At 45.5% G+C, this 17,113-nt stretch carries 14 protein-coding genes and 4 tRNA genes; 15 read left to right on the forward strand and 3 right to left on the reverse strand.

The genetic code is table 11. The features are described from left to right. Positions 1-50 precede the first annotated feature (50 nt). From DWW60_RS12160 to DWW60_RS12190, 7 genes are all read left to right on the forward strand, one after another. A tRNA-Ile gene (locus DWW60_RS12160) sits at positions 51-124 on the forward strand. Between the two features lie 30 nt (positions 125-154). After that, a tRNA-Asp gene (locus tag DWW60_RS12165) sits at positions 155-228 on the forward strand. A 32-nt stretch (positions 229-260) separates the two neighbouring features. Beyond that, positions 261-333, forward strand: a tRNA-Val gene (locus tag DWW60_RS12170). A 30-nt stretch (positions 334-363) separates the two neighbouring features. Next, positions 364-449: transfer RNA gene (locus DWW60_RS12175), tRNA-Leu, on the forward strand. 402 nt (positions 450-851) lie between these two features. Beyond that, a complete protein-coding gene (locus DWW60_RS12180; RefSeq protein ID WP_117875476.1) occupies positions 852-2,234 on the forward strand; it encodes an amidohydrolase family protein in 1,383 nt (460 codons plus the stop codon). A gap of 46 nt (positions 2,235-2,280) precedes the next feature. Continuing rightward, complete coding sequence (locus tag DWW60_RS12185; protein ID WP_015533501.1) at positions 2,281-3,618, forward strand: uracil-xanthine permease family protein; 1,338 nt, start codon at positions 2,281-2,283, stop codon at positions 3,616-3,618. 292 nt (positions 3,619-3,910) lie between these two features. Next, the gene (locus tag DWW60_RS12190; RefSeq protein WP_117875477.1) at positions 3,911-6,094 is read left to right on the forward strand and encodes a TerD family protein; all 2,184 of its coding nucleotides are present in this window, start codon (positions 3,911-3,913) and stop codon (positions 6,092-6,094) included. 39 nt (positions 6,095-6,133) lie between these two features. On the opposite strand, the gene DWW60_RS12195 is transcribed toward DWW60_RS12190, so the two are convergent. Then, complete coding sequence (locus DWW60_RS12195; protein ID WP_117875478.1) at positions 6,134-6,961, reverse strand: MerR family transcriptional regulator; 828 nt, start codon at positions 6,959-6,961, stop codon at positions 6,134-6,136. Between the two features lie 222 nt (positions 6,962-7,183). On the opposite strand from DWW60_RS12195, the gene DWW60_RS12200 reads away from it, so the two are divergent. The 6 genes from DWW60_RS12200 to DWW60_RS12225 all read left to right on the forward strand — a co-directional run bounded on the left by DWW60_RS12200 (position 7,184) and on the right by DWW60_RS12225 (position 13,012). Continuing rightward, on the forward strand, positions 7,184-7,501 hold the full coding sequence (locus DWW60_RS12200) for a (2Fe-2S)-binding protein (RefSeq protein WP_117875479.1): 318 nt from the start codon (positions 7,184-7,186) through the stop codon (positions 7,499-7,501). Positions 7,502-7,513: 12 nt separating this feature from the next. Next, positions 7,514-9,091, forward strand: a complete 1,578-nt coding sequence (locus DWW60_RS12205) for an FAD-dependent oxidoreductase (protein WP_330417764.1) — start codon at positions 7,514-7,516, stop codon at positions 9,089-9,091. Continuing rightward, positions 9,088-9,420 (forward strand): (2Fe-2S)-binding protein, encoded by a 333-nt coding sequence (locus tag DWW60_RS12210; RefSeq protein WP_015533496.1) that lies wholly within the window; start codon positions 9,088-9,090, stop codon positions 9,418-9,420. Before DWW60_RS12205 ends, DWW60_RS12210 begins: the two co-directional genes overlap by 4 nt. Continuing rightward, positions 9,413-10,552, forward strand: coding sequence for an NAD(P)/FAD-dependent oxidoreductase (locus DWW60_RS12215; RefSeq protein ID WP_022216188.1), 1,140 nt, complete (start codon positions 9,413-9,415; stop codon positions 10,550-10,552). The genes DWW60_RS12210 and DWW60_RS12215 overlap by 8 nt, the downstream gene beginning before the upstream one ends. A 117-nt stretch (positions 10,553-10,669) precedes the next feature. Then, on the forward strand, positions 10,670-11,839 hold the full coding sequence (locus tag DWW60_RS12220; RefSeq protein ID WP_117875480.1) for an iron-containing alcohol dehydrogenase: 1,170 nt from the start codon (positions 10,670-10,672) through the stop codon (positions 11,837-11,839). A gap of 27 nt (positions 11,840-11,866) precedes the next feature. Then, the gene (locus DWW60_RS12225; protein WP_117875481.1) at positions 11,867-13,012 is read left to right on the forward strand and encodes a tyramine oxidase subunit B; all 1,146 of its coding nucleotides are present in this window, start codon (positions 11,867-11,869) and stop codon (positions 13,010-13,012) included. A 50-nt stretch (positions 13,013-13,062) separates the two neighbouring features. On the opposite strand, the gene DWW60_RS12230 is transcribed toward DWW60_RS12225, so the two are convergent. Together DWW60_RS12230 and DWW60_RS12235 are read right to left on the reverse strand one after the other, a co-directional pair. Then, positions 13,063-14,058 carry a coiled-coil domain-containing protein gene (locus tag DWW60_RS12230; RefSeq protein ID WP_117875482.1) on the reverse strand — a complete coding sequence of 332 codons (996 nt, stop codon included), beginning with the start codon at positions 14,056-14,058 and terminating at the stop codon, positions 13,063-13,065. Positions 14,059-14,304: 246 nt separating this feature from the next. After that, positions 14,305-15,111, reverse strand: a complete 807-nt coding sequence (locus DWW60_RS12235; protein WP_117875483.1) for a hypothetical protein — start codon at positions 15,109-15,111, stop codon at positions 14,305-14,307. Positions 15,112-15,596: 485 nt separating this feature from the next. On the opposite strand from DWW60_RS12235, the gene DWW60_RS12240 reads away from it, so the two are divergent. Both DWW60_RS12240 and DWW60_RS12245 read left to right on the forward strand, forming a co-directional pair. After that, positions 15,597-15,935, forward strand: coding sequence for a P-II family nitrogen regulator (locus tag DWW60_RS12240; RefSeq protein WP_015533492.1), 339 nt, complete (start codon positions 15,597-15,599; stop codon positions 15,933-15,935). Between the two features lie 34 nt (positions 15,936-15,969). Next, a complete protein-coding gene (locus tag DWW60_RS12245; protein ID WP_015533491.1) occupies positions 15,970-17,085 on the forward strand; it encodes an ABC transporter ATP-binding protein in 1,116 nt (371 codons plus the stop codon). Positions 17,086-17,113 lie beyond the last annotated feature (28 nt).

Consider the following 17,113-nt stretch of genomic DNA (forward strand, 5'->3'; position numbering starts at 1 on the left):
TTACAAGCAGAGGGTCATAGGTTCGAGCCCTATAGGTCCCACTTAAATGAGGACGTTTAGCTCAGTTGGTTAGAGCAATCGGCTCATAACCGATCGGTCCTGGGTTCGAGTCCCCGAACGTCCACTCTTACTAATAATAAGAAACAATGAATATGGCCTGGTGGCTCAGCTGGTTAGAGCGCCGCCCTGTCACGGCGGAGGGCGTGGGTTCGAACCCCATCCGGGGCGCTGTATTCATAACAGAATACTTTTTAACAAATGGGATCTTAGCTCAGCTGGGAGGGCATCTGCCTTACAAGCAGAGGGTCATAGGTTCGAGCCCTATAGGTCCCATTTTCTAAACCTTTTAATAAGGTGCAGAATGCCGGCGTGGCGGAACTGGCAGACGCACAGGACTTAAAATCCTGCGGGACTAATCTCCCGTACCGGTTCGATTCCGGTCGCCGGCATTAAATTAAAAGCCTGAAACCTAAGGAAAATCAAGGGGTTCAGGCTTTTTCTTTACCTTAAAATATTAAGCAAAAATGGCATAAACATAAGATATTAAGGTAAAGTCCTTTAAAAAAATAAAAATATAACAACAGAGGTTATGAGTATTGACCATTTGACGGGATAGTGCTAAGATACGAGCCATCAGGAACCAAAAGTTTTATCTGTTTTCCTTAACACCAAAACAGATAGCTATTTGGTTCCTTTTTTGTTTATACCGCGGAAAATGAAAATGTAATACAGAAGATTTAGAACAGGACAAAGGAGTCTTTTCGAAAGCAGTTTGTGTGGAATGTTTAAACACACACTGCCGGGGAAGGACTCCTTTTTTAGTGGATATTCAAAGTCAGGAGGAATGAGCTATGGAGAGTTATGATCTGATAATCAAAAATGCGCAGATACACACAATGGATGAGGACAGAAAAGTGTATGCGAAAGGAATCATAGGAATAGAGGGAGAGAAGATAACTCTGATAAAGGAAATGAATGAGCTGACACCGGAGGAGCTTCAGGAATGTGAGGGCGCCGGACGTGTGATAGATGCCGAGGGCAAGGTGGTATTTCCGGGATTTATAGATACACATATACATATATTCCAGTCTTTCCTGAAAGGTCTTGGAGCTGATCACAGATTGATAGAGTGGTTGAATCTTTCAGCACTCCCATATGGACAGTATATGACACCACATCAGCATGAGCTGGCAGCACAGCTTGCATGTATGGAGGCAATAAAGAGTGGATGTACGACCATGAGTGAGTTTTTCTACACCAATCAGGATTCTGAACTGGCTCATTCCTGTATAGAGGGAATGGTATCAACGGGTATCCGTAGTGTATTTATCAGAACATTTCAGGATACCGGAGAGGAATACGGAATGCCGAAGTGCTTCCTTGAGCCTGTTGGCAAGGCCATGAAGGAAGTGGATGCACTGAAGAAAGCATATAAAGAAAATGACATGCTTTCGATATGGACTGGTCCGGATGTTACATGGTCGACCACGAAGGAAGGCTATCAGGAGATGCTTGAGTATTGTCTCAGCGAGAACGTGAGATATTCAATGCATATCAAGGAGACCGAGGTCGACAATGAGATGTGCGGAAGATATTACGGCAAGGATATAGTGGATATGCTTGAGGAGATAGGTTTCCTAACAGACAAATTCCTGGCAGTCCACTGCGTAAACCTCACACCTCATGACATAGAGAGATTTGCAAAATATGGAGTGTCGATAAGCCACAATCCTGCACCTAACCTTTATCTTGGTTCAGGAATACCACCTATTCCTGAAAGCCTTGCTACAGGGGTAAATGTATCTATAGGAACAGATGGTGCGGCATCCAACAACAGTACGGACATGCTGGAGAGTATGAAGCTGGCGGCTCTCATACAGAAGGGAATACACAGAGATGCAGCAGTCATCAGCGCAGATGATATCATACACATGGCGACGGCAGGGGGAGCAAAGGCAATAGGAATGGCTGACAAGCTGGGAACATTGGAGTCTGGCAAGAATGCGGACTTAATAATATTTGACCCTAATCATCTGAAGTCGGCACCTATGCATGATGCAAAGGCGACGGTCGTATATGCATCATCCGAGGAAAATATCGATACAACGATAGTAAATGGAAAGGTAGTATATCAGGGCGGAAAGTTCGCTTGCGGTATAGATGAGAGAAGCCTGATAGATGAAATAAACAGCGAGCTTGTAATTCTCAGAAAGCAGCTTGCAGATAAATTGTAGGATGAAAATGCGGATTATGTGACAGCAGATAAGGAGGCGCGTTTATATGGAAGATAAGAAGATAATAGAAAATGACAGCCAGCTCATAGTTGGCGTAAATGAGAAGATAAGCTGTGGCAAGGCGGCATTTCTCGGAATGCAGCATGTATTGTCAATGGATCTGTATATCATGCCGTTGATACTTGGAGCGGCGATAGGACTGGCAGGAGGAGAGTTATCATTTTTCCTTCAGATGAGTTTCTTTGCATGTGGAATTGCAACTATATTGCAGGCGGGATTCTTCATGAAGTACCCTATCATACAGGGACCATCGTATGTACCGCTTGGAGCTATGTGTACGATAGGCGCGACCATGGGAGTCAGTGCAATGATAGGAAGTCTGATACCCGGAGCAATCATGATCGTATTGCTGGGTATATTTAAGGGCTTCTCGAAATTCGTTAGAAAGGCAATACCTCCATTTATCGGTGGTATCATCATACTTATAGTTGGAATATCGCTGACACCTACAGCGGCCAAGGGAATAGCAAGCTCAGATGGAAACTTAAGTGCAAATGTAGCATCAGGGCTTACTGCTGCAGGAGTGCTCATCGTATGTATGATACTCCAGTACAAGCTTAAGCATAACAGGATACTTCACATGGTATCCGTAATACTTGCACTGGTTGCTGGAACAGTGGTTGCAGCAGCGATGGGAGCTGCGGACTTTAGTTCAGTACACGATGCAGCATGGTTCAAGCTGCCTGAGTTTTTCCACTTTGGACTTCCAAAGTTTGAGATTAAGTCCTGTATACTCATGATGTTCATTTACCTTATCGTGCTCCTCGATACAACAGGAACATGGGTGACGATCAGCGCCATCACAGGTGAGGATCTCAGCGATAAGAGAATAGATCGTGCTACCATAGGTGAAGGTGTTGGATGTCTTGTTGGTTCACTGTTCGGCGGAACTCCAATGACAGGTTATTCTTCAAATGCCGGCGTGCTTGCCATCACAAAGGTTGGAAGCCGCATGGCTATCATTGCAGGTGGTATGATCCTCATGGTACTCGGTGTATGTCCAAAGCTTATGACCATCATATCATGTATACCGACCCCTGTCGTAAACGGAGTATTTGCGGTTGTATGTATCCTGCTCATATCAAATGGAATTAAGATCATACAGAGTGAGCCACTTGATGAGAGATCGTCACTTATCGTGGGAATCTCAGTCGTGGCAGCTGTGGCAACTATAGTCATTCCTACAGATGTGGTAAATGCAATGCCTCAGTTCCTGAACTACTTCATGTCATCAGGAACTGCAGTTGGTGCAACCATAGCGGTGGTGCTCCAGCTCTGTCTTCCCAGAAAGAAAAAGGCTGTAAAGGTCGCGCTTGAGGGATGAATTCATAATTTCTATATAAAGCGAAAACTATAAAATTAAAAGGCACATAGAGTAAACAGTGCGGCATATACTCTATGTGTCTTTTGTATTTGCGCAGAGCAACGAGCCAAAGTCCGTGATTGCAAGAGACGATGTTCATTTTAAACTAGCGGTTCATTGATTGGACAGTTTCGATTTGATATATTGATTATCGCGAAACACAAAGAGGCTATGGTGGTGGTTCCTTCTTAATTGGGATGATAAATGTAAAAGCTTACCGCCACCGGTTTCCTCATTAATAAGGAGAAAAGCTATGAACGAGATATTGCTCAGGCGTAAAAACAAAGTGATACTTGGCATTGGTACTGCAAAGGTGGCAAATGATCGCTACATAACGGCCATTATGAAGAACATCGAAGAACTTGGATATACATTTTCCAGGGAGGTATTTGACGTTCTCAGAACATACAGTGTCAACGAACTGTCAGATTTTTACTTTGAACTCAAAGCTACGCTTATGAAGCTGAAAGGTGCAAATGTTGTATATATGCCTATGTATGCCGATTTCCCTAAGGGCGTTATGGATGCACATTTTTCTGAGTTGTATATAAATGCGATGGTGCATTACTGGTCAGATGGTATCCTGTATCCAAAGAATCACAGAAAGCGTGTAAATGACAGACTGCCACTTTTTGACGAGACGAAGGTCAAGGTTTTGCAGCTTGGAAGCGAGGACGATGTGAGACAGATATTTGACAATATCTGTACGTCGAGAACATCCATATCAAGAACTGACAGGGAGGATATAGCATATTTATTCGAGACTGAGAATATGAAGCTGCCTGATAACATACCACACAAGGAGAATGCTGCATACATCGCCGCGCTCTATCTGCAGAAGAAGCCTCTGGCAAATGTCAGTGAGCTCAGGAAGTATGTAAAGACTGCAACTGATGTGCTGAGACTTGTGACTGCCATGAGTGATGGTGATGTGAGTCTTGCGGAGAATACTAGATACAGAAGCTTTTCACGCAGACAGAGAAGGATGATCATGGAGCTTCTGTCTGGCTGTCCGAATATAGAGGAGGATATGCTCAGATATAAGGAGAGATGGATCAGAATTGGGGAGAGGATCCATCCTTCTGAGTTTGACTGCAGCAGATACACTCTGGAGTATGACAGGGCGATAAATGCATTTGACAAGCTGAGAAATAACAGAAAAATAGAGACATTTGCAGGAAAGGTTGAGTTTGACCTTGCTTACGGTGAGTATGAAAGTGCGCTTGCAGAACTGGTGAAGAGACCAGGTGAACTGGTAAGGCGACTGGACCAACTGCTCAGAGAGACATATAAAGAGCCTGTTATAAGAAGCTTTGCGTCTGTGGCGGAGAAGGTGTCGACACCGGTGCTGCTTCAGGTGAGAGAGCATTTCCTGCACAGAGCTGAGCAGGCGGATGTAAGAGTGTTCTTCCAAAAGGGCAGCCTTGCAAAGTGCCACAGCGAGCGAAACGATCTGCCAGATATAGATGAGAGGTACTGTCAGGAAGTTGTTCGGATCTGCGAAAATGCCCTTGTGAAGATCTATGGACAGAGGGAGCCTATGGGCAAGGTGTATCTGTCTGATGATTACAGGAATTATGTGGTTCCATTCAGCCAGAGAAGTGCCAGCAAGGCGTTTAAGACTATAGTCAGAGGCTCGAGACTCCCTATGGCTTCGCAGACAAATGCTGTGAGGGCATTTATATGGTGGACGAATATGGACAAATGTGATTTGGAGTCGTATGACGATGGAAGAGTCGACATAGACCTGTCGGCGGCTATATTTGACGAGAACTGGAACTACATGGAGCATGTGTCATATACCAATCTGAAATCTGAGAAGTATAAGGCATGTCATTCGGGAGACATTGTAAATGGTGGTCCTGTGGATGGTGATGGTGTCAGTGAGTTTCTTGATGTGGACGTAGATTCCGTTGTGAGATATGGTGCAAGATATGTGGTGTACCAGGTGTACAGTTATACAGGCCAGACTTATGCGGACATGCCTCACGCAATGTTTGGATGGATGGAGAGAGCTGATGTGAATTCGGGCGAGATATATGAGCCAAAGATGGTGGAGCAGAAGCTGGATCTAACGGCGGGCAGCATGGTGTGCATCCCTGTAATATTTGACTGTGTTAAGCGGGAGTTTATCTGGTGTGACATGAATATGTCGCTTAGTGGAGTACACATGAATACCGGTGGTAATAATCTGGAGAGCAATCTTTCAGGAGTCACAGCGGTATGCTATTCCATGGTTAATGTGAAGAAGCCGCATCTCTATGATCTTATCGCGCTCAATGTCATGGGCAGAGGAGTGCTGGTGGACAACAGGGAGGACGCTGACATTGTGTTTGACACTGCGTTGTATCTGAATAATGACACAGTGGAGAATGAGCGTGATAAAATGGTGATAACCCCATACGACACGGAGCTGTTCATGAGTGAGTATCTGTAATTACATTTTTAGAGAACAGAATGAGCTGCGGCAAAATGGTTATTTTATCATGAGCTGCAGCTCAATTATGTACTCACTGTCATCGTTGGTCTCATAATCATCTATATGACACATTTCAACAGGGTCACTGGCAATCTCAAGCTGATGATCCTGTGCGTATGTATAGAGCTGTGGCAGCAGTTTCTTTGTCTTGGTCAGGGCGCCCTTGTATGTCATGGAGAGATATCTTCCTGCTTGAAGTACATAATTGCAATCGGCGTCCTCAAGGTATGGTGCGAAGAAGAATACGTTCTTGGTACGGTAATACTTGGATTTTGGATTGCTCCCGGGGATATCAAGGGTATAGCAGTCGCAGGCACCTATTGTGTCAATCCTGGTGTTGTGGCTCTGCATATATTTGACCACATAATAGGAGACATAATTATCAGGAAGATTGTCGTCAGTGACCATGACGCACTTCCGGTCTGGAAGCTCCTTTATCACAATAGTCTCAAATTCATCCTGTATATCCGGGCTGCAAAGGGATGTGATGGTGTCCAGCCGGTTCTGGATACTGTCCCTGGTGGCTTTGAGCTTGGCAATCTCAGCGTCAACCACGTCAAGCTCGGCTCTGAGCAGGGATGTCGTACTATCGACATTTCTGTCCTCGTCATATTCACGGATCTGGTCAGTGGAAAAGCTGAGTCTCAGCAGCTCACGTATAAGCGCAAGACGGCGGACGTCATCAATGGTGTACATCCTGTAATTGTTCTCGTCATTTCTCACAGGGTGCAGTATCCCAACCTTCTCATAATATCTGATAGAATCCACGCCGATATCAAACAGCTTAGACAATTCCCCAATCTTGAAAGTATCCTTTTTCTTCATAATATAATCTCCAATTTCTGATCTCATATAACTGTATCGTAACACACCACCTAATCAAATTCTATTTTCTTTGATATTACTTAATAAAATTAAGCCATATGACCGCTAAATCTTCCTATCTAACGAATTTCGCAAAAACAAATCAAGTACATTGACTCTGGCATGATACAAGGGTTTACCATTTCACCAAGTTAATTGAACACACAAAAAGGAGGAATGGCTATGGATAGGATATTAACTCACCCGATACTGGGGGACACCCCGGAGGGCAGGCTGGTGAATTTTACATATGATGGACAGACGCTTCAGGGAATAGAGGGCGAGCCGATCGCGGCGGCGCTCAGAGTGGCGGGCGTCATGACACACAGATACACCAAGAAGAGACATGAGCCGCGGGGGGTGTTCTGTGCCATAGGGAGGTGTACGGACTGTGTCATGGTCGTAAATGGCAAGCCAAATATAAGAACGTGCATCACTCCTCTGGAAGAGGGAATGGACGTGAGAACGCAGTATGGTGCGTCGGCAGAGAATGATTTTTAGGAGGTGACCGCTATGATAGAGAGATATGATCTGATAGTGATAGGTGCAGGTCCGGCAGGACTTTCAGCTGCGATAGAGGCTGCGAAGAACGGAATGAAGCCGATAGTATTTGATGAGAATGCAAAGCCGGGCGGTCAGCTCTTCAAGCAGATACACAAGTTCTTCGGTTCAAAGGAACACAAGGCGAAGATAAGAGGATTCAACATAGGTTACGAACTTCTTGAGGAGGCAAATAAACTGGGTGTGGATGTAAGGCTTAATGCAACAGTTGTGGGTCTCTATGACGAGAAAGAAGTGACAGTCAGGATTGGTGATGAGATAAAGCATTTCAAGGGCGACAGTGTGCTTGTGGCAACAGGAGCCAGTGAGAACATGGTTACCTTCAAAGGCTGGACACTTCCGGGAGTCATCGGCGCAGGTGCCGCCCAGACTATGATGAATCTTCATCACATAAAGCCGGGTAACAGGATATTGATGCTCGGTTCAGGAAATGTAGGACTTGTAGTCAGCTATCAGCTTATGCAGGCAGGCTGTGAGGTAGTGGCACTGGTTGATGCGGCACCGAGGATTGGAGGATACGGAGTACACGCTGCAAAGATATCGAGGTGTGGAGTCCCATTTTACCTGTCACATACGATCGTTGAGGCAAGTGGAGCCGACAGGGTGACAGGAGTGAAGATCGCACAGGTCGACAGCCACTTCAATTTCATAGAGGGAACAGAAAAGACATTTGACGTTGATACAATATGCGTTGCCGTTGGACTTTCACCTATGTCACAGCTTTTAAAGCAGGCGGGCGTAAAGATGAAGGATACTCCGGGGGGATACGTTCCTGAGTGTGACGAATGGGGCAGAACCTCAGTGCCGGGAATATTTGCAGCCGGGGATGTGTCCGGAATCGAGGAGGCAAGCTCAGCCATGATCGAGGGCAGAATAGCGGGCTCTGTCATATCGCAGGATCTCGGATTTATAGATAAATCAGAGATGGAAGAGCGTGCATCGGAGCTTGAGGATGCACTTGGAAGCCTCCGTGAAGGAATGTTTGCACCGAAGAACAGGGGCAAGCTGATCGAGAAGACTGAGGAAGGCATAGATGTATCGATGAATCTGCTGGAGCACGGCTTTGTGGCAGATGACGAGATAGAGAGATATCCGGGAGTGACTCACAGGAAGGGAATACATCCGGTTATAGAGTGCACCCAGAACATCCCGTGCAACCCGTGCCAGGATGCGTGTCCGAAGGGGTGCATAAGCATAGGGGCAAATATAACCTCTCTTCCGACAGTGACGGAAAATCCATGTATAGGATGTGGCATGTGCGTTGCAAGCTGTTCAGGACAGGCCATATTCCTGGTGGACGAGGACACCGGGGATGGCTATGGAACGGTGACACTTCCATATGAGTTTCTTCCGATACCAGAGAAAGGAACAAAGGGCGTGGCACTTGGCCGTGATGGTCATGAGGTGTGCGAGGCGGAGGTCGTAAGTGTCAGAAGTGCAAAAGCATTTGACCATACCAATCTGCTGACCATGAAGGTGCCGAAGGACATGGTGATGAAGGCAAGATTTTTCAAGGAGGTGCGGTTATGATAGATATCAGAGAAAAACTTGATGCCATAGGACCTTATGTTCCGGCACCGGATGACGACATGCTGGTGTGCAGGTGTGAGGAGGTCACAAAGGGCGAGATAAGGCAGGCAGTCCATGCGGGAATGCTGACGATAGAAGAGATAAGAAGATTCCTCCGGTGTGGGATGGGATTGTGTCAGGGACAGACCTGTGGCAAGCTGGTGAAGGGTATTGTGGCAAGGGAACTTCATGTGTCACCTCTTGACATAGAGCCGGCCACGTCCAGGGCACCTATGAGACCTACAGAGATGCGCATACTTGCGAGAGATGGAGGTGAGGCTCATGAGTAAACATACAGCAGAGGTTATAATAATCGGCGGTGGTGTAAATGGATGCGCTGCTGCTTACTATCTGGCAAAGGCTGGGATGAAGGATGTCATAGTGCTTGAGGGCAGTCCGAGCATAGGACACGGAGGATCTTCACGAAACGGAGGCGGAGTCAGACAGTCAGGAAGAGATGTAAGGGAGCTGCCATACGCTATGTATGCAGTGCAGAATATGTGGCCGACACTTTCCGAGGAGCTTGGAGTTGACGTGGAGTATTATCAGAAGGGCAACTTAAGACTTGGCAAGACTGATGCCCATATGGAAAAGCTCAGGGATCTTGCGGCAAATGCTAACTCTCTCGGACTTGACATGAAGATTATAGATGGCAAAGAGGTGAAGGAGATCTGCCCATATCTCTCTGACGAGATAATCGGCGCAAGCTGGTGTCCTACGGATGGACATGCCAATCCTATGCTGACGACTCTGGCGTACTACAAGAGGGCAACGGAGCTCGGGGTAAATTTCTTCACAGATGCAAAGGTGGCTGCACTTGAGAAGGTGAAAGGAAAACTCAGAAAGGTCATACTGGAATCAGGTGAGGTGTTCGAGGCGGACAAGGTCATACTGGCTGCCGGATATGAGAGCAGATTCATCGCAAGGACAGTTGGAATAGATGTGCCGATGACAAAGTATTTTGAGGAGGCGCTGGTTACGGAGGTGCAGCCGCACATGTTCGACATCATGCTTGGTGTTGCATCCGCTGACTTTTACGGACATCAGTCACAGCACGGATCATTTGTATTTGGCTCAGATTCGGGACTTGAGGAGACAACGGACATGGGACTTGATGAGCTCAGGACTTCACCGCTTACCGTATCTGCCGGATGCAGGGCGATCATGGGATACATACCGATGCTGGCTGATGCCAAGATCGTAAGGACCTGGGGCGGATGGCTTGATCTCTGCTATGATGGTGTTCCAGTCATAAGCGAGGTTGACGAGGTTCCAGGACTTATACTGGCATGTGGATTTACAGGGCATGGATTTGGAACGGCACCGGCTGTTGGACTGATGCTCTCACAGATGGTGCTCGGCGAGAAGACTGTGGTGGATATATCATCTCTACGGTATGACAGATTCAAGGCTGTCAGGTAGACAGCATATGGATCAGAGGCGTATATTATTGATGAAGCAATTCTGTTGAGCAATATAATAGGTACTCCACAGAGCAAAAGTATCAATAATAACAATAAGCTAAAGGAGAGATATAACATGGAGAATTTTTTTTACAATATTCCGACAAAGGTATCATTTGGCAAGGGCGCCATTGATGATCTGCCAGGGTACATCAGCGAATACGGAGACAGTGTTCTGCTGGTGTACGGAGGCGGAAGTATAAAGAGAACAGGGCTGTACGACAGGATAATCAAGATACTTGACTGTAGTCACATTTCCCATATTGAGCTTTCGGGCGTAGAACCCAACCCGAGACTCACAACGGTGAAGAAGGGTGTGCAGATGTGTCTGGAGCATGATGTGAAGGTGATACTGCCTGTGGGAGGCGGAAGTACAATAGACTGTTCCAAAGCTATAGCAGCCGGAGCGTGCTATGACGGTGATCCATGGGATCTGGTCGGACACCCGGAGAAGATAGAGAATGCTATGCCGATCATAGCTGTCGCGACTATGGCTGCGACGGGTTCTGAGATGGATCCATTTGCAGTTATCACAAATGAGGAGACAAAGCAGAAGAAGGATATCGCATCCGATCTGCTCTATCCTGCTTATGCGATACTTGACCCTGAGTATACATTTTCCGTTCCTGCATACCAGACGGCAGCAGGTGTGGCGGATATCATGAACCATATATTTGAGGTTTATTTTGCAGATAATGGAGACACATACATGCAGGACCGCATGATGGAGGCTCTTCTTAAAACCCTTATAAAGTACGGCCCGGTGGCAGTCTCAGAGCCGGACAACTATGACGCCAGGGCAAATATCCTCTGGGCATCTGAGTGGGCGATAAACGGATTCATAGCGTGTGGCAAGGATGGCCCATGGCCGGCACACTCCATAGAGCATCAGCTGAGTGCTTACTATGATATAACACATGGACACGGACTTGCGATCATCACGCCGGTTCTGATGGATTACATTCTTAACGAGAAGAGCCTTCCGGTTCTGGTAAATTACGGCGTGAATGTATGGGATATAGAAAAGACAAAGGACCCTTATGATATAGCCCGAGAAGCAATATCAAAGACACAGAAGTTATATGAGGATATGGGTCTGACCTCGGATCTCGGCGAGCTGGGCGTGCCTTATGAGAAGGACTTTGACGAGATGGCTGAGAAGGCGGCATCAGAGGACCTTGAGCATTGCAGGGTGCCTCTGACGAAGTCTGATGTAGTGGAGATTTATAGAAGATGCTTTAAGTAACCAATTGATACAGCAGGAGGTGGCAGTATGGACAGCAAGGTTGAATTCTTATTTCTGAATGAAGAGGACATGATAAAGGCGGGCGTACTCGATGCGGACAGAGCTGTGGACACCATAGGGGAGGTCATAACACTCCTCAGCGAGGGAGACTATCTCATGGGCGGCAGAGCACATAACGACCACGGTGTACAGCTCATATTTCCGGAGAAGTCGGACATTCCGAACTTCCCGCTTGCGGACTCGGCGGACAGGAGATTCATGGCGATGCCGGCATATCTCGGAGGAAGATTCCATATGTGCGGTGAGAAGTGGTATGGCTCAAATGGCAGAAATTCGCACAAGGGTCTGCCGAGATCCATACTCATGGCGACACTGAATGACGTGGAGACAGGCCAGCCGCTTGCGTACATGTCAGCCAATCTCCTGAGTGCCATGAGAACCGGAGCGATGCCCGGGCTTACTGCCATGTATCTTGCAAGAAAGGATAGCAAGGTACTGACTATCCTTGGCGCAGGAGTCATAGGAAGGACAAGCCTCATGGCTATCATGGCAAAGTTCCCGGACCTGGAGGTGCTGAAGATCAAGGGCAGCTCAAAGACTTCGCACACAGCCCATGAACTGGCGGATTACGCCAGGGAGAACTATAAGAGTCTCAAGGAGATAATCATCTGCGATACTCTGGAGGAGGCCGTGAGGGATGCAGATATCATAGCGGAGGCGGTATCTGTTGAACCGAGAAAATGGCCTGTCATAGATCCGGCATGGGTGAAGCCTGGATGCACGATCATATCATCTGGAACCATGGATATGGATCTGGAGTTTGTCAGGGACCACGTGACGAAGGTTGTAGACAACATACAGATGTATGAGGAATATGTAAATGTGTATCAGGAGTGGGACGAGGATGGCAACAGGATATCACTTGGAACACCAGGAATACACTTTGTAAATATGGTGACGGATGGCTGGATAGAGAAGAGTGAGATCAGACATCTGGGAAACATAATGCGTGGCCTCGAGCCGGGACGAACGAGTGATGACGAGATCTTTCTTGTGAGCCTTGGCGGCATGCCGATCCTTGATGTAGGCTGGGGCTATGAGTGCTACCAGAGAGCTCTGAGGGAAGGCATCGGAACAAAGCTTAAGCTGTGGGACATGCCATATATGAGATAAAGAAGAAAACATCAGCCAGGATATTTACTATCCTGGCTGATGTCATGTTATCAGGTCTGAAGCTTAGCTAATTCTGCCTTGAGACGTTCAATCTCAGCATCCTTGTCGGCGATTTCAGCATCCTTGTCGGCAATCTCAGCAAGCTTATCAGCCATTTTTACATCCATGTCCTTGATGGTATTTTCCATAGCTTCCATCTTAAGAATCAGTGCATCGGATTCGAGTTCTAAAGACTGATCAATCATATTCCAGACCTCCTCTGTCTCAGTATAAGCATCATACAGATAGGTATATAACTTTTTCGTCAGCGATATCAACTGATGTGCATCAGAAGGCGTGATATTACCTAACTGCTGATTGATTTCTATACTTTGAAGTATATCAGTCTCAACTAGATTTTTCAACGAATTGATAGTGGTTTTATCTGGGCCGTTTTTTCTGTTCATAAGTTTTCTCAACTTGAGGAGATGAAAAGGAATAAGGATTATCATCTTGCGGTCGTTGAGTTCCTGGGCACTCAACTGAGCCAGCTTTACGGTTGGTACAGAGTAAATATATGGGGAGTTGTTCTGAAAATCAAGTTTAAGCTGTAGTTCATCAGGAACAGACGATGATACATCACCAAGATAAATGATTCGTGGTTCGGGAAAGTGTAAGGTGTAAACAGGTTTGTTGTCAAATTCTGTCGTATGTATTTCCTTATTTACATCAGCATAGCCGTAGCCATAGGAGAATACCCTGAAAACTATTTCGTTATCTTCTGTGATCTGTGCTTCCATGTGGTAGGCATATTTGTCATTGAGAATGAGTATTGAATCCGCAAGTGTGGTTTTTAGAGTTCCATCAGCCTGGTGTTCAGTCCAGTGATAGGTTATGGTGGTAGTGGACGGATTGTGATCCGTGCCAAAAAGACCGTTTATCATGTTGGTTACAGCTTTGGATGATAAAGTCAGCATTTTCTTAAATGCATGGTCGAATATCTGGTCAGCAGATTCCTTAGTGGTGTAGGTATCACCACGGTAATTTCCCTGTTTTGTATTTTTCAAATAGAGTCCTCCGATAAAATTTGTATTCCAGCTGGTAGGCATACATTAAATCAATCTTCAGATAAAGTCAATAAAATGGCAAACATTCCTCAATAAAGCGAATTTTGGGGCTTTTTTAGGGGTCATTCTCCAAATTGTATAGTAATTTACAGATTTAAACATCGATTTTTGATGGCATCGAAACAAAAAGCTTTCGACTGTAATATGACCAGCCGAAAGCTTTTTAATGAAAAATGTTAGTGTAAGTTAATCAGATTGTTTTATTCTGAAAGTTACTCTCTGTACCTTGCCGTCCTTGGACCAGATGATGAGCTTGTGTGTTCCCTTCTTAAGAACGGCCTTGCCCGGTTTTACAGCCTTACCGTCCAGCTTCATTTTCGCAAGACTCTTAGGATTAGATACTGTAAGTTTCTTGCCAGGTTTGTAAGTCTTGCCATTTACGACGGACTTGCTTCTGGCGGTTTTGTTCACCTTGGTTGTGGAAGCGCAGAGCCTTGTTGCCTTGTCTGCATCTTTGATGATCCATGATACGGTTTTACCGTCTTTGGATACTGTGCCGTTTGTGAAGTTGACCTTGGACTTGAAGGTTATCTTCATATTTAAGTAGAAGGATGATAAATCCATAGCTTCGTCAGATAATCCGGATGTTGATACAGTTAAGGCAGAAGGGTTAAAAGTGGCAAAGAAATAATTTTTGCTTATGCATACGTTTGAAAATCCAGAGGTACTATTAAGATTGTCTTCGATATCTTTAAAACTTGAGTTTTTTATAGTTGAGATAAACATATGATAAATAGTACCATTTATTCTCTTTTTGGAGTATTTAAGTCCAGATTTTTTTGCATCTTTTATTATAGCTTGTTTTGTTGTGTTAGATAAGCGTGCCATAGATTCAATCATTTCATCATCAAACCCAATAGAAACAGTACAGCTCGCCTTTGTAGCAGATGAGATCTTCACGCTTGTGGTTGTGGCTACTCCACATCCCGTCAGGGCAAATCCGAATACGAAGATGCACATGGTGAGCAGCAGATGTTTTAAATGCTTGTTCATAATAATTGTAACCTCCCTTTTCAAAAACGTTATATAACTCCATACATTTCAAATATATTGTGGCAGACAGAAAAATGTCAATAGCAGAAAAGGAAAAATCAACCAATATTCCATACTTTTGTAACAGAAAAATCACAAAGCTAAATTTATGATTACAGTAGAACATCTTACGAAATGCTATGGAGATTTCATAGCGGTGAGAGACCTGTCATGACAAAGAGGACGGAGATGCATCAGCAGCGAAGCCCAAGATGAGACATTTGCACTTAATAAAATAAAGAGATAGAAGATCACGGTTGCCAAAATAAACCACATCCACCGAATAAAATAAACAATCAAAGAATTGGCAAAAAACATTGACCTTGGTATTATACCAGACTCTACAATGAGTGAAAATTAAAAGCAAGAACACATGGAAGAGAGCAAAGGAGCTCATAGGAATATGACTCCGCTGCTCTCTTTTTTATTTGTAAGGAGGAATGGATATGAAGAAGATAGAACTCATCATCAGACCAGAGAAGCTTGAGCCACTCAAGAAGATACTCAGCAAGAATGAATACAGCGGACTCACCGTCATGTCGGCCATGGGCTGCGGACACCAGAAGGGCTACAGCGAAGAATTCAAGAAGCTTGGGATGGAGATCAATCTCCTGCCAAAGCTCTACGTCATGACCGTGATACTTGACGAGGATCTGGATGACATACTCACAGAGATATGTGAGAAACTCTCCACCGGTCAGGTTGGAGATGGAAAGATATTTATAACAAATGTTGACGATGTCATGAGGATAAGGACAGGAGAACACGGAGAATCAATACTTTGATTACTACTTTAGGAAAGAGTGAGGTGAGTTGCTGATGGAAGAGAGAAAAGCAATAGTACAGCTTAAAAACATAACAAAGTCATTTGGCGACAATCAGGTGCTGAAGCCCATCAGCCTTGACATATACGAGGGAGAGTTCCTGACATTGCTTGGTTCATCAGGCTGTGGCAAGACGACCACACTTCGTATCATTGCAGGTTTTGAGACACCCACGGAGGGAAATGTATACATAGAAGATAAGGATGTCACAGAGTTGGCACCGTACAACAGGGATGTTAACACGGTGTTTCAGAGTTACGCTCTTTTCCCTCACATGACAGTCTTTGACAACATAGCATTTGGCCTTGTTGAGAAGAAGATGGACAAGAAGGAGATAAAGAAAAAAGTTCTGGAAATGCTGGATCTGGTACAGCTCCATGGATTTGAGAAGAGAAAGCCATCGCAGATGTCAGGTGGACAGAAACAGAGAGTTGCAATTGCCAGGGCACTGGTAAACTCACCGAAGGTACTGCTTCTTGATGAGCCACTCGGAGCACTTGATCTGAAACTCAGAAAGCAGATGCAGGTGGAGCTCAAGAGGCTACAGAAGAAGCTGGGAATCACATTTGTGTATGTAACCCATGATCAGGAAGAGGCGCTTACCATGAGCGACAGGATAGCTGTCATGCATCAGGGACACTTCGAGCAGATCGGTACGGCAAAAGAGATATACGAGAACCCACAGACCAAATTTGTTGCAAGCTTCATAGGAGAGTCCAACATATTCGAGGCAAATGTGGACACCATAGAAGGCACTGATCTTGGGCTTACGATGGAGAATGGAAAGGTCAGAGCGAAGGGCGAGGGATTTGTTAAGGAAGAGATCGTGTACATATCGGTACGTCCCGAAAATACGCATCTGTCAGACAAGCCGGTGGATGGATTTACACTGAAAGGAATTGTCAAGGATCAGATCTATGTTGGTTCGGTCCTTAAGACTATAGTGGAACTGCCAAATGGCAAGGAAGTCAAGGTCAACAATCATCCTGATGCCACGGTATATCCTGATGGCACGGCAGTGTCAGTGTACTGGGAGCCGGACAAGGCGGTTGTCATACACACCAAGGAGGATAAGATGTACGACGCCATAGAGGATGCAGTTCTTAAATAAGAAATATCTGCGTGTAATGATAACCGGA

The organism is Coprococcus sp. AF16-22, from assembly GCF_003461545.1.
Lineage (GTDB): Bacteria > Bacillota > Clostridia > Lachnospirales > Lachnospiraceae > Coprococcus > Coprococcus aceti.